Genomic DNA, 17,980 nt, shown 5'->3' with positions numbered 1-17,980 from the left:
AGAAAAAGCCACCAAACTTGCATTTGGTGGCTTTTAAATTTTTTAAACGTTAATCGAGATTAACGAGTCCCGTAAACAACGATAGTCTTACCGTGCGCAGAAATTAGGTTCTGCTCTTCTAGCATCTTCAAGATACGACCTACTGTCTCACGAGAACAGCCAACGATTTGACCGATTTCTTGACGAGTGATCTTGATTTGCATGCCGTCTGGGTGCGTCATCGCATCTGGCTGTTTAGCAAGGTTCAGAAGAGTCTGAGCGATACGACCAGTTACGTCTAGGAACGCTAGGTCACCCACTTTTTGGCTAGTAACTTGTAGACGACGAGCCATTTGCGCAGAAAGGCGCATTAGGATGTCTGGGTTAACTTGGATAAGTTGACGGAATTTCTTGAAAGAAATCTCTGCCACTTCACAAGGAGATTTAGCGCGAACCCAAGCTGTACGCTCTTGGTCTTCTTCGAATAGACCAAGCTCACCAATGAAGTCGCCTTGGTTTAGGTAAGAAAGGATCATTTCCTTACCTTCTTCGTCTTTGATAAGAACCGCAACAGAACCTTTAACGATGTAGTACAAAGTCTCTGCTTTTTCGCCCGCGTGAATTAGCGTGCTCTTTGATGGGTACTTATGAATATGACAGTGTGAAAGAAACCACTCTAATGTTGGGTCGGTTTGAGGTTTACCTAGAACCATAATATCTCACTTCCTCTGCAGGGTACGCTTGCGCTATCCATATTTTAGCTAAGCCTGAATTGGCTTACTAGAATAAGAGCACTTTTTATATGCTGCAAGCTCTCTTGTGTTTCGGTTAGAAATAGTATCCTTTTTCGGAAACGATTTCTTGATTTTAATCGTGCCATGATTGAGATTTTGTAAGCAAAACTGTGCACATGATCACGGTATGAAAAGTAAACACTCAATTAACGAGGTTTTTAGCCAATTTTCCCAGTTTCGATGAGTTGCTGCAGAATCGGCCTCACTATGAGCTCCATTGCAAAGCTCATCTTACCGCCCGGCACCACAATGGTGTTATGACGAGACATGAATGAGCCATCAATCATAGCCAGCAAGTACGGGAAGTCGACATTCTTGATGCCGCGTAGGCGGATCACCACGAAGCTTTCATCCAAACTCGGGATGCCTTTGGCGTTAAGTGGGTTAGAAGTATCAACCGTTGGTACACGCTGAAAGTTGATATGTGTACGAGAAAATTGCGGGGTAATGTAGTTCAGGTAATCGTCCATCGATCGCACGATCGAATCCATTACCGCTTCTCTTGAGTGGCCACGATCGCGCGTGTCACGAACGAACTTTTGAATCCATTCCAAGTTCACGATTGGCACCATGCCAATTAGAAAGTCAACGTGACGCGCCACGTTGACGTCACCATCTACGACACCACCGTGTAAACCTTCATAGAACAGTACGTTGCTGTCTTCAGGTAAGTCTTGCCATGGTGTGAAAGTGCCAGGCATTTGATTATAGGGTACCGCCTCATCAAAGGTATGTAGATAGCGACGCACACTGCCAGTGCCTTCTTCACCATACTTTCGGAAAAACTCTTCTAACCCTGGGAAGTCATTGGCTTGCGGACCGAAGTAGCTGATGTGTCGACCTTGTTCACGAGCCTTACGGATCTCGACATCCATCTCTGGACGAGTAAAACGGTGGAAGCTGTCTCCTTCAACCCATGCAGGTTTAACGTTCATCATATTGAACATCTTACGGAAGGCTTCTGAGGTCGTGGTTGTGCCAGCTCCAGAGGAGCCAGTAACCGCGATGATTGGGTGTTTAGCTGACATGACAAACCTTGTCGAAAATTACTTACCTGTAAAGTACAACACGCGGATGTTGCACGGTCGATAACCCACTATAGCACGTAACAAGCCCGTGTCATCGAGTGGGATACGGTAAAATGTGAGGACGTTATTATTTTGCTCTAAGTTGAATATCAACCGTTTCATGGAGCTCGGAGAAGACAATCGTTGCCTCCCCCTTCTCGAGCTGAGTTCTAACTTGGTCAATTTTATCTTGTAATGATACTTCTACCGCACCGTAATCCGTCCCTTCACGCAGTACAAATTCGCGGATCAAGTTTTCTAATGTCTCTGGCGCAATGTCTTGCCATGGAATGATCATAAATACCTCAAACGTTTATGATGATGGTGTACTACCTGCCTCGGTTGATACTCGCGAATAGTTTACTGTGTTTGTTGTTTGGATACAGTAGAAAGGTATTCAGCAGCGATACTTTCATAATAAGCTGGCAGGGCTTCCTCTAACCAAAATTTTGGCTTAAGCGCTGTACCAGTAAGAAAGCCGACGTGGCCGCCATTTTCGTAAAGTCGGTAATCAATGTTGTCTGGCAGAACGAATTTTGGGATTACGGCTTCAGTCATAAAAGGGTCATCTTTAGCATGGATGATCAGTGTTGGTAGGGTGATCTGCTGCAGTTTGCTCAAGCCTGAACATTGGTCGTAGTAGTCTTGTGCATCTTTGAATCCGTGCAGAGGTGCGGTGACGAGATCATCGAATTCATACAGGCGAGTAACACGTTTGATCGAACTGTAAGACAGCGCAAGTTCCCCTTGTATCAAGTCGTGTTTTTGTAGCGCATTACGTTTAAGTGAAGAGAGCAAATAGCGTTTGTAGACCTTGGAAAAACCTTGCTCTATGCGGTTGGCGCATGCTGATAAATCCAGCGGGGCAGAAACGATTGTTGCTGCACTTAAAATCGGGTCGTCTCTGTATTGGGCTAAGTAGTTCGCCAACATGTTACCGCCAAGGGAAATGCCGACTGCAACTTTAGGGGTGTTGGGAAACTGCTGATTGAGCTGCTCGAGAAAGAAACGAGCGTCAGTCACTTCACCGGAGTGATAGGCGCGAGCTTTTTTGTTTGGCTTACCGCTGCAACCGCGGAAGTGCATCATCACCGATAACCAGCCTGATTTGGAAAAAGCATTCATTAAGCCGTTAGCGTAAGGGCTATAAAAGCATCCTTCAAGGCCATGGAACAGAACAAAAATGGGCTTGTTACGGGCAATTTCAGTGTCTTGTTGTTCTGACCATGCTAAGTCTAGAAAATCGTCATCAGGGGTATCAAGAGTTTGCCACACAGGGGTAAACAACGCTTTTTTACGAATAAAGCGCGGCAAAAGCGTTTGAAGGTGTGGGTTTTTAATTCCAGCTGCTGCGAAAAATTGGGTCATACTTAGTACCAATCAATTTAAGTATTATTGTTATTCACGTCACTTTGGTCTCTGTGCTTACGCGAATACGGTTTGATGGAGCTTTGCCATGAACTAAGCAGAGATTTTGTGCAATCCTTACCGCTAGTCTGAGAGATTGGTTCTGCTTAGAGCTTCAATGCCAACAAACGTATACTCTTATTTATATAAGTCTAAGTATAGATTTATTATAGATTTATGGATGATGAATATTCGGAACTGGAAGCGAAAATGCTTGTTGAAGGTGTTCTGCGCCCAGCTTTCGACAGTATCTTAATGTTAGTGGTTCACCGTCATTTGTCACTAGTATGAGTGAATTAATGCAGTCAACCAGATCAGACTGTTGTTGCTTTTCAAGCTGTAACTCAAACTGTAATGCCTCACGATAAAGTGCATCATTTACTTGAAGTTTGAGGTGTCGTCGTAGTTCGCGATAGGAGTGGAGTAATGTTTCGCTGCGGATTAGGCAGTCTTGAACAAGAGGCCAATCTTGCTCTTGAAAGATGAACTGCTGCTCATCGAGCCATCTGAGCAGCAGCAGTAGATTCACATTGCCGTGATAGTTATTTTGCAACGACAAGCACGCTTCTTTCACTTCTCGTACACCATAAAATTGCAGACTGAACTGCCAAAGGTGTTCAAGGGTTAAGGTGTATTCAGCGTGCTCTGTTGTCATTGATTAAACTCTAGTTCCATCTGCTCGAGGGTTTCTTGAGCAGACATCCATTCCATCTCTACATCTTCAAGCTCTGCTTTGCTAGAAGCTTGAAGGGCCAATACTTCATTAAGTTTAGCTTTGTTTTCCGCTTCATACAGAGAGTTGTCTGATAATTGCTCTTCAGCTGAAGCTAACGCTTCACCTAACTTATCCATTTTGTTTTCTAACTGTGTCAGCGTTTTGCGAATTGGAGCGGTCTGTTTACGAAACTCTGCTTCACGTCGCTTTTGCTCTTTTTTCGCTGCAGCACTATTCGCTGTGTCTTTCTCAGGCTGTGCCGATTGTGCTTCTTTACGTTCAGCTCTTTGTTGTTCAGTCAGCCACTTATAGTAATCGTTGAGGTCACCATCGAATGGTGCCACTTGACGGTCGTGTACTAGGTACAAGTCATCCGTTGTTGCTCGCAGTAGGTAACGGTCGTGCGAAACAATCACCATTGCACCTTCAAAGGTCTGTAGTGCCATGGTCAATGCTTGGCGCATGTCCAAGTCTAGGTGGTTGGTTGGTTCGTCGAGTAGCAATAGGTTAGGTTTTTGCCAGACCACTAATGCCAATACCAAACGTGCTTTTTCACCACCAGAAAACGGAGCGACTTTCTCAAGTGCTTTGTCACCTTGAAAACCAAAGCTACCTAAGTAATCACGTAGTTGTTGCTCAGTCTGGTCTGGAGCGATTTGCATCATGTGCTGTAGTGGTGTTTCTTCTGGATGCAGCGTTTCTAATTGGTGCTGAGCGAAGTAACCGATCTTCACACCTTGCGAGTAAGTCAGATCGCCACCTTGTGCTTTTAGCTCACCAGACAACAGTTTGATCAAGGTTGATTTACCTGCACCGTTACGGCCAAGTAGACCAATGCGACTGCCCGGGACAAGGTTAAGGCGGATCTTCTCTAGGATCAGGTTGTCACCGTAGCCTGCCGATACTTCATCCATCATCATGATTGGGTTTGGCAGTGCTGCTGGTTCGCGGAACTGGAAGCTAAATGGGTTATCGAACTGCGCTGGCAGCACTTTTTCCATACGCTCCAGAGCTTTAATTCGGCTTTGTGCTTGGCGAGCTTTCGATGCTTTGTAACGGAAGCGGTCGATGTAGCTTTGCATGTGTGACATCTGTTTCTGTTGCTTCTCGAACATCGCTTGTTGCAGCACCATTTTTTGTGCGCGTTGGTTTTCGAATGACGAGTAGTTACCCGTGTATTCATTCAGCTGTTGATTTTCGATGTGAATGATACGACCAACGATTGGGTCTAAGAAGTCACGGTCGTGCGAGATAAGAATCAGTGTGCCTGGGTAGTTTTGTAACCAGCGCTCTAGCCACATGACCGCGTCCAAATCCAAGTGGTTGGTTGGTTCGTCGAGTAGCAGTAGATCAGAACGACACAACAGCGCTTGAGCCAAGTTAAGACGCATACGCCAACCACCCGAGAACTGAGTCAGGTTCCAGCTCATTTGCTCTTGGCTAAAGCCCAGACCATCAAGCAGTTCGGCAGCACGTGCGCGAATGCTATAACCGCCAATGGTTTCAATCTTGCCGTGGATCTCTGCAACCAGCGTACCGTTGTCTTTTTCTTCAGCAATGGCTAACTGCTGTTCCAAACCACGAAACTCGCGATCACCATCAATGACGTATTCAATGGCACTGCGATCAAGAGCAGGGGTTTCTTGTGCTACCCACGCTAGTTCCCAGTGCTGAGGTTGACTGAATGAGCCCGCATCAATCGCCAGTTCATCTTTCAGTAGCGCGAATAGGGTCGATTTACCACAGCCGTTCTTACCAACCAGACCCACTTTATCGCCTGGGTGAATGGTTGCGGATGCTTGGTCTAAAAGAGGTTTACCGCCACGCAGTAACTGAATATCAGAGAAGGTAATCATAGAGTTTTAATTCACTTTGCGCCGCGCGCGTTTCTTGGTCGTTTATCTCGCGGTGAATAGTAGGGCTATTGGCAGGAAAAGTCGATCTCTGCGCTTTAATTGCATTATGCTATACAAAAAAGTATAACAAACTGATAACGATAATTTTCCCTGAGAAATCAATACAAGGATGACCATTTGGCTGTTGCTACGCCCATTCCTCCGAGGGTTCTGGTGATTTATGCTCATCCAGAGCCACAAAATTCCATTGCCAATCAAGTGATGATTAAAAAAATCGAATCACTGGGTCATGTCACCGTGCACGATCTTTATGGCGCGTACCCTGATTTCTTTATCGATGTGAACTACGAACACGATCTGCTGATGACGCATGATGTGATCGTTTTTCATCATCCTCTCTATATGTATTCCTGTCCCGCACTGTTGAAAGAGTGGATGGATCGTGTGTTGGGTAAAGGCTTTGCGTTCGGTGATGGTAGCGCATTAGCGGGTAAGTACTGGCGCAGCGTGATCACTACTGGCGGTAAAGAGGATGCGTTTAGCCCGATGGGGTACAACAAATACCCGTTGGAACAAATCCTCCAGCCGTTTGAACTGACCGCCGCTTTGTGTCAGATGCATTGGATTGAGCCTTTAGTGCTGTACTGGTCGCGCAATGTTTCGGACATCGAACGTTATCAGCATGCTGAACAATATCGTCAATGGCTGAACAATCCTCTGAGAGAGTGGGATGAGCAAGGAGGTCTACATGGCGATAACCAGTGAGTTTCTTCAAAGTAGTGTGGTATTTCTTTCTGCTGCTGTTATTGCGGTGCCGATTGCCCAGCGACTTGGTCTGGGCTCTGTGCTTGGTTACCTGATTGCCGGCGTTCTAATTGGTCCTTGGGGGCTGGGGTTGATCAGTGATGTGGACGCGATTCTCCACTTCGCCGAACTCGGGGTGGTGTTGCTGCTGTTCTTAATTGGTTTGGAACTGAACCCTAAAAAGTTATGGCAGATGCGCGGACCTATCCTCGGTCTGGGTGGCGCTCAAGTTATTGTCACCACGGCGGTGATCGGCAGCATCGTCAGCCTATTTGGTTTGAGTATGCAAGTGAGCTTAGTGATCGGCATGGGCTTGGCACTCTCGTCCACGGCGATTGCACTAAAAGTGATAGAAGAGCAGGGGCAAGCTGGCACGGAAACCGGACAATCTGGTTTTGCAGTGCTGCTGTTCCAAGATATTGCCGTCATCCCGATGCTTGCCATGTTGCCCTTACTCGCTGGTGGTCAAAGCGGTGGTGATTGGTTAGATGCTATTTGGGTGCTGGCGAGCGTTGCAGCACTGCTGGTTGGTGGTCACTTTTTGCTGCGTCCTCTGTTCCGTTTTGTGGTGATGAGTGGTGTGCGTGAACTCTTCACCGTTGCCGCCCTCCTAGTCGTACTTGGCATTTCTGTTGCGATGCAAAAGCTGGGGCTTTCGATGGCGCTCGGTACTTTCTTAGCGGGTGTGCTGCTGGCAGAAAGTGAATACCGTCATGAACTAGAAATTGCGATTGAACCGTTTAAAGGTCTGCTGCTTGGCTTGTTCTTTATTGCAGTGGGCATGGCAGTGAATCTTGGTTTATTAGCCTTGCAACCGTTCGCGATTCTTGGTGCCGTGATTGCTCTCGTGGTGGTCAAAGGTTTGGTGCTGTATGTCTTAGCTCGCACTGCTCGAGTCCGTGCTAAGTCGCGCAGTCGTATGGCGGCGATTTTGAGCCAAGGTGGTGAGTTTGCGTTTGTGATTTTCACCGCGGCAAGCCAAGAAGGTATCTTAACCAAAGAGCAAGTTGCCTTTTTGTTGGTGGTGGTGAGTTTGTCGATGGTGACTACGCCGCTGTTGCTCATGGGGCAGAAGAAGTGGTTTGCTCACACGCTGAACCAAGAAGAGAGCGTGACGACCAATGTGGTGGATCGTCGGCCACGAGTGATCATCGCTGGCTTTGGTCGTTTTGGTCAGATTGTCGGACGCTTGATGTACGCCAATAAGATCAAGGTAACGGTATTAGAAAGTGACGCGAGCCAAATCCACTTGCTGCGTAAATACGGTTATAAGGTGTTTTATGGTGATGCGACTCAGATTGATTTGTTACGTGCCGCGGGGGCTGATAAAGCGGAAGCCTTGGTGATCTGTACGGATTCACCTGATGAGGTGATGGCGATTGTCGACATTTGCCGTGCACATTTCCCGAAATTGAAGATCCTTGCCCGTGCCCGCAGCCGTGTGGAAGCGTATCAGTTGATGAACCATGGCGTGCAAAATTACTCGCGAGAAACCTTTTTGGGCGCATTAGATCTAGGTCGCCAAGCGCTCGTAGAATTGGGTATGCACCCGTATCAAGCAAAGCGGGCAGAAGCACATTTTCGCAAGCTAGATAATGCTATGCTCAAAGACTTATTGCCTCAGCATAATGAGGATAAAGAGCTCGCTCAACGCTCGAAAGAAGCCCGTAAAGAACTAGAAGAAATCTTTGGTCGTGAAATGGAAAGTGACCAACAGTCGCCAAATCATTGGAAGTAGTACCCGTATAGCATCTAGCGGGAAAAGGAACAAAAGTGAAAGCCAAGAAACGTTTTATCGCGGGAGCTAGCTGCCCGCAATGCAGTCAGCAAGATACCCTACGCTGGTGGATTGAGAACAACATCGAGCTGGTCGAGTGTGTCGACTGCGATTATACCGAGCAGCGTAAACCGCAATCTGTAGAAAAAAATAAACACTCGGAACAAGAAATGATCGGGATTTTTAAGCCTGAATAATTGAACTTCGTTAATTGATCCCCATAATACTACCATCTCGGTACTTAACCCCATTCTGGTTAGGTCAATTAATCTCCCTGGAGTTAGTATGAAAATTGAAAAGAACGTTGTTGCAAGCCTTGCATACAAAGTAATGTTGGAAGACGGTGTTGTTGTTGATCAATCAACTTCTGAAGCACCTCTTGATTACCTACATGGTCACAACAACCTAATCACTGGTCTTGAGAAAGAACTAGAAGGTAAAGTGGCTGGCGACAAGTTCTCTGTAACTGTAGCTCCTGAAGATGCATACGGCGACCACAACGACGCACTAGTGCAACGTGTTCCTGCAGATGTGTTCCAAGGCGTTGACCAAATCGAAGTTGGCATGCGTTTCCTAGCAGATACTGACCAAGGTCCAATCCCTGTAGAAGTAACTGAAGTAGACGGCGACGAAGTTGTTGTAGACGGCAACCACATGCTAGCTGGTCAAACACTAACTTTCGAAGTAGAAGTTATGGCTACTCGTGAAGCGACAGCTGAAGAGATCGAACACGGTCACATCCACCAAGGTGGCGGCGGCGGTTGCGGTCACGACCACGATCACGAAGGCGGCTGCTGTGGTGGCGAAGAAAAAGCTGACGACCACGAATGTTGTGGCGGCGGCGGTTGCGGTTCTCACTAATCGCACGCTCTTCACTAGATAACGCTATCTAGTAAAGCTTTAAAAAGCGCAAGTTGAGGTTTCAACTTGCGCTTTTTGTTTATCTGGGGTGTAGTGCCAATCATACAAGGAATAACAGTTGGACAAAGCGATGATGAAACCTTTCTCGATTGCCATTCATGGCGGTGCAGGCACTATCTTGCGTGAACAGATGAGTGACGAACTGCAACAATCCATCTTGGCGGATTTAGAAGCTGCGGTAAAAGCGGGGCATCAAATCCTAGCAACAGGTGGTGAAGCCATAGATGCGGTCGTGGCGGCAGTGAAAGTGCTGGAAGACTCTCCTAATTTTAATGCGGGTAAAGGCTCAGTACTGACCCATAACGAGATGGTCGAAATGGATGCCTCTGTGATGGATGGTCGACACCAAGCCGCAGGGGCAGTCGCTGGGGTGCGTCATATCAGAAACCCCATTGAACTCGCTCGTGACGTGATGCGAAACAGCAACCATGTATTGTTGGTGGGCGAGGGCGCAGAGAAGTTTGCTTTTGAACAAGGTCATGAGTACACCGAGCAGGATTACTTCTTTACCGATCGCCGCTATGAGCAGTTGCTGTCTATGCGTGAAAAAGGATTATTTGCGCTTTCAGAATCTCGCTACCCAGATGACCGTAAGCACGGTACGGTTGGTGCGGTGGCATTGGACCAACAAGGCAACTTAGCCGCTGCGACCAGTACTGGTGGCGTGACCAACAAGAAATACGGACGAGTGGGAGATTCCGCTCTGATTGGTTGTGGCACGGTGGCAGAGAATGGCGTTGTGGCGGTTTCAACCACTGGTGTCGGTGAGTTCTTTATTCGTAAACGTGTTGCGGAAGACGTTGCAGCACGCATGCGTTATTTGCAAGAAGACGTACATACGGCGTGCGAACACATTATTCAGGGTGATTTAAAAGAAATGGGCGGTGAAGGTGGTTTGATTGCGATTGATGCTAAAGGTGAGCTGCATTTTGCGATGAACAGTTCTGGTATGTACCGAGCTGGCATCAATACGCAAGGTGAGCTGAGCGTGAAAATCTACGCAGACGAATAGTTTCTTCCCGATCATTCCTGAGCAATATTTTTAAGTAGCCAATACAACAAAGCCCAGAACACGTTCTGGGCTTTATGCAATTTGTACTTGCACTTTAATAATGCGGTGGTGGTGTTTCTTCTGATGGATCGGCTAAATTCGACGAGTCCATATTTTTCACTTTACCTACCACATATTTCATCTGATCGAGCATCTTGGTAATTTGCAGTTGCTGTTGCGACAAGGCGCCGTTCAGATCTTCAATAGTCTGTTCTTGGAACGCAAGCTGACATTCTAAGTCATTAATGCGTGCTTCCAATTGCTGAATGATTTTATCTGTCATGATCCGTTCTCTAGCTGCCAAGCTTGGGCAATGCCCGCAGAAGTGGCAGTAATTACACGTTGCTTGGAATCAAAGGCTGCATCATACACGACCGCACGAGGAGGGCGAGTATCTTTTTTCGGCTCAACTTCAAATCCATCGACGCGTTTACCGGTTTTAGTGTTCCACACCATCACTCGACCGGAAGGGGTGCCTGTAACGAGCAGGTTACCGTCATCGGAGAAACGCGCCGTTGAGAAGATCAACTGGCGAGACCAACTGCTGAGTTGTGTCACTTCTTCACCTGTCTCTAAATCCCAGATGATGGCTTGATTGCCACCGTCTGAGGTCATGGCCAGTTTACCATCTCTCTGCAAGGCGACTCGAACAACGCGCTGGTCGTGTTCAAAGGTGCGTAGTACCAATCCGGTTTCGGTGTCCCAAAGGTAAGCTTTGTAGTCATTTCCACCTGTGAGGGCGAAACGACCATTAGGGGAAATGGCGACAGAATTGACTTTTTCTTGATGCGCAAGGAACTCTAGCCGACGACCAGTGACTAAGTTGACGTGAATTGCTTTACCGTTGGACAGTCCAAGTAACACCTGTTCACCGTTACTGGTGATATCAACGTCTCGAATCAGCGCGTCATCGATAGACCATAATCCTTCGGCTTGGGTCCATCCGAGATCCCACACAGCGAAGTTCATTTGGCTTGCTGTGACGGCATAGCGGCCATTGTCCGAAATGCGAATATGAGAGACCACATTGGCGGCTTGATCGAGTTCACCCAGCTTTGCGAGTTGTTTATTTTGCGCTAAATCCCACAGTACCAGTTGGTGTTCTTTGGAGTACAGCAGCGCAAATCGACCATCTCGACTGAGCGCAAAGCTGGTGGAACCTTGTGGTTCGAGTGACCAACGTTGAACATCGCGATCGGAAAAAAAGCATCCACTTAACGTGGTGATGACAATTAAATATAGGAATAAATGAGAAATTCTTTGCATCACATCTAATAATCCAGTTTGTGTCTTGAGACATATAGCTAGTATATTGGTATAACGATTGTCTTCACTAGTCTCATAGAAGATTTGTGCACAACAACCAATGGCGCAGCCATTATTTGGAGAATTTAATGAAATCAGTTTTAAAAGTGTCGCTACTTGCTGCAACAGTAATGCTAGCGGTAGGTTGTCAAAAAGAAGAAACAAAACCAGAAGCAGCACCTCAAGCAGAACAAGTTCAGGCAGAAACTGGTAAAGCTGTTCACTTTAAAACAGACGACGATAAAGCGGCATACGCAATTGGTGTTTCATTTGCTAACTACCTAAGCGCTAGTATCGAAAAACCAAGCGAAATCGGTATCGACCTAAACAAGGACCTAGTTCTTAAAGGTATCGAAGACGTATTTAAAGGTAACGCAGCACTAAACGAAGAAGAAACTCGTGCAGCTCTAGAATCTCTAGACAAGCGTGTTGCTGAAACTATGCAAAAGCAAGCGGCTGAGAAAGCGGCTGAAGCGAAAAAAGCTGGCGATGACTTCCGCGCTGAGTTTGAGAAGCAAGAAGGCGTAGTGAAGACAGATTCAGGTCTTCTGTACCAAGTAATTACTCCAGCTGAAGGAGAGCAACCAAAAGATACTGATACGGTTCAAGTACATTACAAAGGTACTCTGATTGACGGTACACAGTTTGACAGCTCTTACGATCGTGGCGAACCTGCAACATTCCCACTAAACCGCGTAATCCCGGGCTGGACTGAAGGTGTTCAACTAATGCCTGTAGGTTCTAAGTTCAAATTCGTTATCCCGCCAGAGCTAGCATACGGTGACCAAGACACACCAAGCATCCCTGCTAACTCAACGCTAGTATTCGAAGTTGAACTGCTAAAAATTGAGAACGACAACGCTGCTCAATAATTGGCATCAGTGATAACTCGATGAAAAAAGGCCCGTTTTACGGGTCTTTTTTGTTCTAGGTCACTAGTTGATGAGTTTGCTAGGTTGCCTTTCAAATTTTCTGATAAACTTACACCAATTTGTTGATTTTTCGCTCGAAGGCTTATGACAACTACAGAAACAATAAATGCGGAAATGTTGCTCGAAATGGAATCTGTCAACGTGATGCCATTTACCGAGCACGATAAAATCATCTTGAGATCTTACGAAGCGGTCGTAGACGGCATTGCCAGTCTGATCGGTCCATTTTGTGAGATCGTTCTTCACTCACTAGAAGACCTCAATACCTCTGCAATCAAAATCGCTAACGGTGAAAACACTGGTCGTCAGGTAGGTTCTCCTATCACTGACTTAGCACTTAAGATGCTGAAAGACATCGAAGGTTCTGAGCGTAACTTCTCACGTTCATACTTCACCCGCGCAAAAGGCGGCGTACTAATGAAGTCGATCACCGTTGCTATTCGTAACGGTGAAAACCGCGTGATTGGTCTGCTTTGTATCAACGTCAACCTCGATGCGCCTTTCTCTCAAGTGCTGCAATCTTTCATGCCAACACAAGAAGCGAAAGAAGCGGCGTCATCCGTTAACTTCGCAAGTGATGTTGAAGAGCTAGTAGACCAAACGGTTGAGCGCACGATTGAAGAGATCAACGCTGATAAATCGGTATCGAATAACACCAAAAACCGTCAGATCGTTATGGAGCTGTACGATAAGGGTATTTTCGATATCAAAGACGCGATTAACCGCGTCGCAGATCGCCTGAACATCTCTAAACACACCGTTTACCTATACATTCGTCAGCGTAAGACTGAGGACGAATAAGCGTGAGTGGATTAACTTACACGCTGGTAGTGAACGGTCCAGTTTACGGCAGTCAATCGGCGCGCAGCGCATATCAATTCGCACAAGCGGTAATTGAACAAGGACATACTCTGGTGAGTGTGTTCTTTTACCAAGATGGCGTCACCAATGGTACGGCTCTGAGCGTGCCTGCCAACGATGAGTTTGACCTAACCAAAGCATGGCAATCACTCGCACAGCAACACGATGTTCGTTTGGAAACCTGCGTAGCAGCCGCTTTGCGTCGCGGCATCATCAGCGAAGATGAGGCGAATCAGCATGGTCTTGAACAAAACAACCTTGCTGAAGGGTTCGAACAAGCTGGTTTGGGTAGCTTAGCCGAAGCCATGTTAACGCAAGATAGAGTGGTGCAGTTTTGAGTCAGCTAACTTACCTATTTCGTAGCGCACCTCATGGTAGCAATGCAGGTCGTGAGGGTGTAGATGCGCTGCTAGCGGCGTCAGCGTACTGTGAAGACATTACGGTACTGTTTTTTGGCGATGGTGTTTACCAACTGCTACTTGGTCAAGATCCTACTGGTATTTTGAGCAAGGACTACGCACCGATGTTGAAGTTGTTCGACTTGTACGATATTGAACAAGTGTTTGTCTGTGCCGACTCTCTAGCAGAACGTGGCTTGGCACAAGCCGATTTAGTCATTGATGCAGAAGTTCTGAGGACCGAGCAACTCAAAGACAAACTGCAGCAAGCAGGTAAACTGCTGTCATTCTGAGGACGTCATGTTACATATCATCAAATCCGTAGCTGCATTAGACGATGCAATGGCACTGTACAGTGAGCAAGATGATGTCTTGTTGATTGAAGATGCCGTGTACGCGGCTAACCCCCAGCATAAGGCGTTCAGTAAGGTAAAAGGTCCATCAGTGTTTGCACTACAAAGCGATATTGATGCCCGTGGCATGAGCAATCGTATCAGCCCATCTATTGAAGTGATTGGCTATGCTGGCTTTGTTAAACTCTCCGCAAAGCAGGCCAAATCTCTTACCTGGGATTAACCCCTTTCTACTGTGGATTGAACTTTACGGACGAATTACCTTAATTGAACAAAAAAGATCCGTATATTTCTTGACACACCTCTCACTGCTGCATAGAATTTTGCGTCCCTAACTGCCAACCGCTGTTAGGGATAGATTTTTCACAAAGCTTACTTTCAAGTAAATCAGGAGCTAGTTAATGGCAACTATTAACCAGTTGGTACGTAAGCCACGTGCAAAGCAAGTTGTTAAAAGCAACGTGCCTGCACTAGAAGCGTGCCCACAAAAACGTGGTGTATGTACTCGTGTTTACACTACTACACCTAAAAAACCTAACTCAGCACTTCGTAAAGTTTGTCGTGTACGTCTGACAAACGGCTTCGAAGTTACATCGTACATCGGCGGTGAAGGCCACAACCTTCAAGAGCACAGTGTTGTACTAATCCGTGGCGGTCGTGTAAAAGACCTTCCGGGTGTACGTTACCACACTGTTCGCGGTGCACTTGACTGTGCTGGCGTTAACGACCGTAAACAAGGTCGTTCTAAGTACGGTGTGAAGCGTCCTAAGTCTTAATGGATTCCGTTAAGTAAGGCCAAACACTAAATTATTTTTAATTTTTTGAAAAAACTGAAAAGTTTTGGATAAAACCTGAAGAAGACAACGGAGAAAATCCATGCCACGTCGTCGCGTCATTGGTCAGCGTAAGATCCTTCCAGATCCAAAGTTCAAATCTGAACTGCTGGCAAAATTCGTTAACATCCTAATGGTTGACGGTAAAAAATCTACTGCAGAGAAAATCGTTTACACTGCACTAGATGCTATGGCTGAAAAGTCTGGTAAAGACCACTTAGCTATTTTTGAAGAAGCTCTTGAAAATGTTCGCCCAGCGGTAGAAGTTAAATCTCGCCGTGTAGGTGGTTCAACTTACCAAGTACCTGTAGAAGTACGTCCGGTTCGCCGTAACGCACTTGCTATGCGTTGGTTGGTTGAAGCTGCGCGTAAGCGTGGTGAAAAATCTATGGCTCAACGCCTAGCTGCTGAAATGCTAGACGCGTCTGAGAACAAAGGTACTGCGGTTAAGAAACGTGAAGACGTTCACCGCATGGCTGACGCAAACAAAGCGTTCGCTCATTACCGTTGGTAATACCTTTTCAGTGCTGCAAGGTTCCTTGCAGCACTTCTTTAGTTCCTATGCCTATGCTAGGAACTATTGCTATATCTAGGGGATAGCTTTTTTAGACATAGCAATAGTCCCTAACTCTCTAAGTATAAGAGGATTCAATCGTGGCTCGCAAAACTCCTATTGAGCGCTACCGTAATATCGGTATCTGTGCTCACGTAGATGCAGGTAAAACAACCACTACTGAACGTATTTTGTTCTACACTGGTCTGTCTCATAAAATCGGTGAAGTTCACGATGGCGCAGCAACCATGGACTGGATGGAGCAGGAGCAGGAGCGTGGTATTACTATCACTTCAGCTGCAACTACTACTTTCTGGCGTGGTATGGAAGCACAATTCCAAGAGCACCGCGTAAACATCATTGATACTCCAGGACACGTTGACTTTACTATCGAAGTAGAACGTTCTTTACGTGTACTTGATGGTGCAGTAGTTGTGTTCTGTGGCTCATCTGGTGTTGAACCTCAATCTGAAACTGTATGGCGTCAAGCTGACAAGTACCACGTTCCACGTATGGTATTTGTAAACAAGATGGACCGCGCAGGCGCAGATTTCCTACGTGTTGTGGACCAAATTAAAAACCGTCTTGGTGCGAATCCTGTTCCAATCCAGCTAAACGTTGGCGCGGAAGATGATTTCCGAGGTGTTATTGACCTTATCAAGATGAAAATGATCAACTGGAATGAAGCCGATCAAGGCATGTCGTTTACATACGACGAAATTCCAGCAGACATGCAAGAGCTAGCTGAAGAGTGGCGCAACAACCTAGTTGAAGCGGCAGCTGAAGCAACTGAAGAGCTAATGGACAAGTACCTTGAAGAAGGTGAGCTGACTGAGGCTGAGATCAAACAAGCTCTACGTACTCGTACACTAAACAACGAAATCGTACTAGCTACTTGTGGTAGTGCGTTCAAGAATAAAGGTGTTCAAGCAGTACTAGACGCAGTGATCGAATTCTTGCCATCGCCAATCGACGTACCTGCAATTAAAGGTATCGACGAAAAAGAGAATGAAGTTGAACGTCATGCAGACGACAACGAACCGTTCTCGGCTCTAGCATTCAAGATCGCGACTGACCCATTTGTGGGTACGCTAACTTTCATGCGCGTTTACTCTGGTGTTGTGAATTCAGGTGATGCTGTTTACAACTCAGTAAAAGACAAGAAAGAGCGTTTTGGTCGTATCGTTCAGATGCATGCGAACAAGCGCGAAGAAGTAAAAGAAGTTCGCGCTGGTGATATCGCAGCTGCAATCGGTCTGAAAGACGTAACAACAGGTGACACGCTATGTGATCAGAACCACAAAGTGATTCTAGAGCGCATGGAATTCCCTGAACCTGTAATTCAGATCGCTGTAGAACCTCGTTCTAAAGCAGACCAAGAGAAAATGGGTATCGCGCTAGGTAAACTGGCTGCGGAAGACCCATCATTCCGCGTGGAAACGGATGACGAAACAGGTCAGACTCTGATCTCTGGTATGGGTGAGCTTCACCTAGATATCATCGTTGACCGTATGAAGCGTGAATTCAGCGTTGACTGTAACGTTGGTAAACCTCAGGTTGCTTACCGTGAGACCATTCGTGGTTCTGCGGAAGTGGAAGGCAAGTTCGTTCGTCAATCTGGCGGTCGTGGTCAATACGGTCACGTATGGATCAAACTTGAGCCTTCAGAACCTGGTGCAGGTTTCGTATTCGTAGACGAGATCGTGGGTGGTGTGGTTCCTAAGGAATACATCAGTTCGGTAGCGAAAGGTATCGAAGAGCAAATGAATAGTGGTGTTCTAGCGGGTTACCCTGTTCTAGATATTAAAGCTACACTATTTGATGGCTCTTACCACGATGTTGACTCAAGCGAGATGGCGTTCAAGATCGCTGGCTCGATGGCATTCAAGAAAGGTTCATTAGAAGCACAACCTGTGATTCTAGAACCAATGATGAATGTCGAAGTAACTACTCCGGAAGACTGGATGGGTGACGTTGTTGGTGACCTAAACCGTCGTCGCGGTATGATCGAAGGTATGGATGAAGGTGTGGCTGGTCTTAAGATCATTCGTGCTCAAGTTCCACTATCTGAGATGTTTGGTTACGCAACGGACCTACGTTCTGCAACTCAAGGCCGTGCTTCTTACTCTATGGAGTTTAATGAGTACGCTGAAGTGCCGAAGACCTTTGCAGAAGCCATCATGGCTGAGCGTGGTTACTAATTGACGATTGAACCACAAAAAGTTTACGACTTTTTGCTAGATCAAGCCGTCGAAATATTGCGCTAACGGACGTTGGCGCATAAAATAACAATTTCTGGCGCGTCGAGATCAATAATGATCGCGGCGAATCATAACTAGGAAGGAACACGATTGTGTCTAAAGAAAAATTTGAA

21 protein-coding genes are annotated in these 17,980 nt (G+C 46.4%); 13 read left to right on the top strand and 8 right to left on the bottom strand.

Annotated elements, in window-relative coordinates; translation table 11 throughout:
• Window positions 1–59: 59 nt before the first annotated feature.
• The 6 genes from crp to KIV41_RS21640 form a co-directional block, all read right to left on the bottom strand.
• The gene (crp, locus tag KIV41_RS21665; RefSeq protein WP_005381432.1) at window positions 60–692 is read right to left on the bottom strand and encodes a cAMP-activated global transcriptional regulator CRP; all 633 of its coding nucleotides are present in this window, start codon (window positions 690–692) and stop codon (window positions 60–62) included.
• A 239-nt stretch (window positions 693–931) separates the two neighbouring features.
• Window positions 932–1,801: a phosphoribulokinase gene (locus tag KIV41_RS21660; protein ID WP_010443971.1), complete on the bottom strand. Its 870-nt coding sequence runs from the start codon at window positions 1,799–1,801 to the stop codon at window positions 932–934.
• Window positions 1,802–1,928: 127 nt separating this feature from the next.
• On the bottom strand, window positions 1,929–2,138 hold the full coding sequence (locus tag KIV41_RS21655) for a YheU family protein (protein ID WP_010443970.1): 210 nt from the start codon (window positions 2,136–2,138) through the stop codon (window positions 1,929–1,931).
• 62 nt (window positions 2,139–2,200) lie between these two features.
• Entirely contained in the window at window positions 2,201–3,208 is a 1,008-nt protein-coding gene (locus tag KIV41_RS21650) for a hydrolase (RefSeq protein ID WP_045389421.1), read from the bottom strand.
• Between the two features lie 214 nt (window positions 3,209–3,422).
• Window positions 3,423–3,902, bottom strand: a complete 480-nt coding sequence (locus tag KIV41_RS21645) for a TIGR02444 family protein (RefSeq protein WP_010443967.1) — start codon at window positions 3,900–3,902, stop codon at window positions 3,423–3,425.
• Window positions 3,899–5,818 carry an ABC transporter ATP-binding protein gene (locus KIV41_RS21640; RefSeq protein WP_285337680.1) on the bottom strand — a complete coding sequence of 640 codons (1,920 nt, stop codon included), beginning with the start codon at window positions 5,816–5,818 and terminating at the stop codon, window positions 3,899–3,901. Before KIV41_RS21640 ends, KIV41_RS21645 begins: the two co-directional genes overlap by 4 nt.
• A gap of 177 nt (window positions 5,819–5,995) precedes the next feature.
• Between KIV41_RS21640 and kefG the strand changes: the two genes are divergently transcribed.
• From kefG to KIV41_RS21615, 5 genes are all read left to right on the top strand, one after another.
• On the top strand, window positions 5,996–6,583 hold the full coding sequence (kefG, locus tag KIV41_RS21635) for a glutathione-regulated potassium-efflux system ancillary protein KefG (RefSeq protein ID WP_010443963.1): 588 nt from the start codon (window positions 5,996–5,998) through the stop codon (window positions 6,581–6,583).
• Window positions 6,567–8,360, top strand: a complete 1,794-nt coding sequence (gene kefB, locus KIV41_RS21630) for a glutathione-regulated potassium-efflux system protein KefB (protein ID WP_285337679.1) — start codon at window positions 6,567–6,569, stop codon at window positions 8,358–8,360. Before kefG ends, kefB begins: the two co-directional genes overlap by 17 nt.
• Window positions 8,361–8,395: 35 nt before the next feature.
• A complete protein-coding gene (locus tag KIV41_RS21625) occupies window positions 8,396–8,596 on the top strand; it encodes a YheV family putative zinc ribbon protein (RefSeq protein WP_010443959.1) in 201 nt (66 codons plus the stop codon).
• Window positions 8,597–8,684: 88 nt separating this feature from the next.
• Window positions 8,685–9,260: a peptidylprolyl isomerase gene (gene slyD, locus KIV41_RS21620; RefSeq protein ID WP_285337678.1), complete on the top strand. Its 576-nt coding sequence runs from the start codon at window positions 8,685–8,687 to the stop codon at window positions 9,258–9,260.
• A gap of 130 nt (window positions 9,261–9,390) precedes the next feature.
• Window positions 9,391–10,332 (top strand): isoaspartyl peptidase/L-asparaginase family protein, encoded by a 942-nt coding sequence (locus KIV41_RS21615; RefSeq protein WP_285337677.1) that lies wholly within the window; start codon window positions 9,391–9,393, stop codon window positions 10,330–10,332.
• Between the two features lie 94 nt (window positions 10,333–10,426).
• Here the strand turns inward: KIV41_RS21615 and KIV41_RS21610 are convergent, their stop codons facing one another.
• Both KIV41_RS21610 and KIV41_RS21605 read right to left on the bottom strand, forming a co-directional pair.
• The gene (locus tag KIV41_RS21610; RefSeq protein WP_005451463.1) at window positions 10,427–10,654 is read right to left on the bottom strand and encodes a SlyX family protein; all 228 of its coding nucleotides are present in this window, start codon (window positions 10,652–10,654) and stop codon (window positions 10,427–10,429) included.
• Window positions 10,651–11,637 carry a WD40 repeat domain-containing protein gene (locus KIV41_RS21605; protein WP_038884063.1) on the bottom strand — a complete coding sequence of 329 codons (987 nt, stop codon included), beginning with the start codon at window positions 11,635–11,637 and terminating at the stop codon, window positions 10,651–10,653. Before KIV41_RS21605 ends, KIV41_RS21610 begins: the two co-directional genes overlap by 4 nt.
• A 128-nt stretch (window positions 11,638–11,765) precedes the next feature.
• On the opposite strand from KIV41_RS21605, the gene fkpA reads away from it, so the two are divergent.
• The 8 genes from fkpA to fusA all read left to right on the top strand — a co-directional run bounded on the left by fkpA (window position 11,766) and on the right by fusA (window position 17,807).
• A complete protein-coding gene (gene fkpA, locus KIV41_RS21600; protein WP_010443954.1) occupies window positions 11,766–12,548 on the top strand; it encodes an FKBP-type peptidyl-prolyl cis-trans isomerase in 783 nt (260 codons plus the stop codon).
• A 144-nt stretch (window positions 12,549–12,692) separates the two neighbouring features.
• Window positions 12,693–13,409 carry a transcriptional regulator gene (locus tag KIV41_RS21595; RefSeq protein WP_005438378.1) on the top strand — a complete coding sequence of 239 codons (717 nt, stop codon included), beginning with the start codon at window positions 12,693–12,695 and terminating at the stop codon, window positions 13,407–13,409.
• A 2-nt stretch (window positions 13,410–13,411) separates the two neighbouring features.
• On the top strand, window positions 13,412–13,807 hold the full coding sequence (gene tusD / locus KIV41_RS21590) for a sulfurtransferase complex subunit TusD (RefSeq protein WP_010443953.1): 396 nt from the start codon (window positions 13,412–13,414) through the stop codon (window positions 13,805–13,807).
• On the top strand, window positions 13,804–14,160 hold the full coding sequence (gene tusC, locus KIV41_RS21585; RefSeq protein ID WP_182027082.1) for a sulfurtransferase complex subunit TusC: 357 nt from the start codon (window positions 13,804–13,806) through the stop codon (window positions 14,158–14,160). Before tusD ends, tusC begins: the two co-directional genes overlap by 4 nt.
• Before the next feature lie 7 nt (window positions 14,161–14,167).
• On the top strand, window positions 14,168–14,443 hold the full coding sequence (tusB, locus tag KIV41_RS21580; RefSeq protein WP_010443951.1) for a sulfurtransferase complex subunit TusB: 276 nt from the start codon (window positions 14,168–14,170) through the stop codon (window positions 14,441–14,443).
• A gap of 178 nt (window positions 14,444–14,621) precedes the next feature.
• Complete coding sequence (rpsL, locus tag KIV41_RS21575) at window positions 14,622–14,996, top strand: 30S ribosomal protein S12 (RefSeq protein ID WP_004399892.1); 375 nt, start codon at window positions 14,622–14,624, stop codon at window positions 14,994–14,996.
• A gap of 100 nt (window positions 14,997–15,096) precedes the next feature.
• Complete coding sequence (gene rpsG / locus KIV41_RS21570) at window positions 15,097–15,567, top strand: 30S ribosomal protein S7 (protein ID WP_005382796.1); 471 nt, start codon at window positions 15,097–15,099, stop codon at window positions 15,565–15,567.
• A 140-nt stretch (window positions 15,568–15,707) separates the two neighbouring features.
• Complete coding sequence (fusA, locus tag KIV41_RS21565; RefSeq protein ID WP_010443947.1) at window positions 15,708–17,807, top strand: elongation factor G; 2,100 nt, start codon at window positions 15,708–15,710, stop codon at window positions 17,805–17,807.
• Window positions 17,808–17,980 lie beyond the last annotated feature (173 nt).

This window comes from Vibrio sp. D401a, assembly GCF_030248515.1.
In the GTDB taxonomy this organism is placed as follows: Bacteria; Pseudomonadota; Gammaproteobacteria; order Enterobacterales; family Vibrionaceae; genus Vibrio; species Vibrio rotiferianus.
This window is presented reverse-complemented; position numbering and strand designations above follow the sequence as displayed.

Excerpts from the sequence above, each read along its gene's own strand:
- crp (WP_005381432.1), bottom strand. The coding sequence starts at position 692 with ATGGTTCTAGGTAAACCTCAAACCGACCCAACATTAGAGTGGTTTCTT.
- KIV41_RS21660 (WP_010443971.1), bottom strand. The coding sequence starts at position 1,801 with ATGTCAGCTAAACACCCAATCATCGCGGTTACTGGCTCCTCTGGAGCT.
- KIV41_RS21655 (WP_010443970.1), bottom strand. The coding sequence starts at position 2,138 with ATGATCATTCCATGGCAAGACATTGCGCCAGAGACATTAGAAAACTTG.
- KIV41_RS21650 (WP_045389421.1), bottom strand. The coding sequence starts at position 3,208 with ATGACCCAATTTTTCGCAGCAGCTGGAATTAAAAACCCACACCTTCAA.
- KIV41_RS21645 (WP_010443967.1), bottom strand. The coding sequence starts at position 3,902 with ATGACAACAGAGCACGCTGAATACACCTTAACCCTTGAACACCTTTGG.
- KIV41_RS21640 (WP_285337680.1), bottom strand. The coding sequence starts at position 5,818 with ATGATTACCTTCTCTGATATTCAGTTACTGCGTGGCGGTAAACCTCTT.
- kefB (WP_285337679.1), top strand. The coding sequence starts at position 6,567 with ATGGCGATAACCAGTGAGTTTCTTCAAAGTAGTGTGGTATTTCTTTCT.
- slyD (WP_285337678.1), top strand. The coding sequence starts at position 8,685 with ATGAAAATTGAAAAGAACGTTGTTGCAAGCCTTGCATACAAAGTAATG.
- KIV41_RS21615 (WP_285337677.1), top strand. The coding sequence starts at position 9,391 with ATGATGAAACCTTTCTCGATTGCCATTCATGGCGGTGCAGGCACTATC.
- KIV41_RS21610 (WP_005451463.1), bottom strand. The coding sequence starts at position 10,654 with ATGACAGATAAAATCATTCAGCAATTGGAAGCACGCATTAATGACTTA.
- KIV41_RS21605 (WP_038884063.1), bottom strand. The coding sequence starts at position 11,637 with ATGCAAAGAATTTCTCATTTATTCCTATATTTAATTGTCATCACCACG.
- fkpA (WP_010443954.1), top strand. The coding sequence starts at position 11,766 with ATGAAATCAGTTTTAAAAGTGTCGCTACTTGCTGCAACAGTAATGCTA.
- KIV41_RS21595 (WP_005438378.1), top strand. The coding sequence starts at position 12,693 with ATGACAACTACAGAAACAATAAATGCGGAAATGTTGCTCGAAATGGAA.
- tusB (WP_010443951.1), top strand. The coding sequence starts at position 14,168 with ATGTTACATATCATCAAATCCGTAGCTGCATTAGACGATGCAATGGCA.
- rpsL (WP_004399892.1), top strand. The coding sequence starts at position 14,622 with ATGGCAACTATTAACCAGTTGGTACGTAAGCCACGTGCAAAGCAAGTT.
- rpsG (WP_005382796.1), top strand. The coding sequence starts at position 15,097 with ATGCCACGTCGTCGCGTCATTGGTCAGCGTAAGATCCTTCCAGATCCA.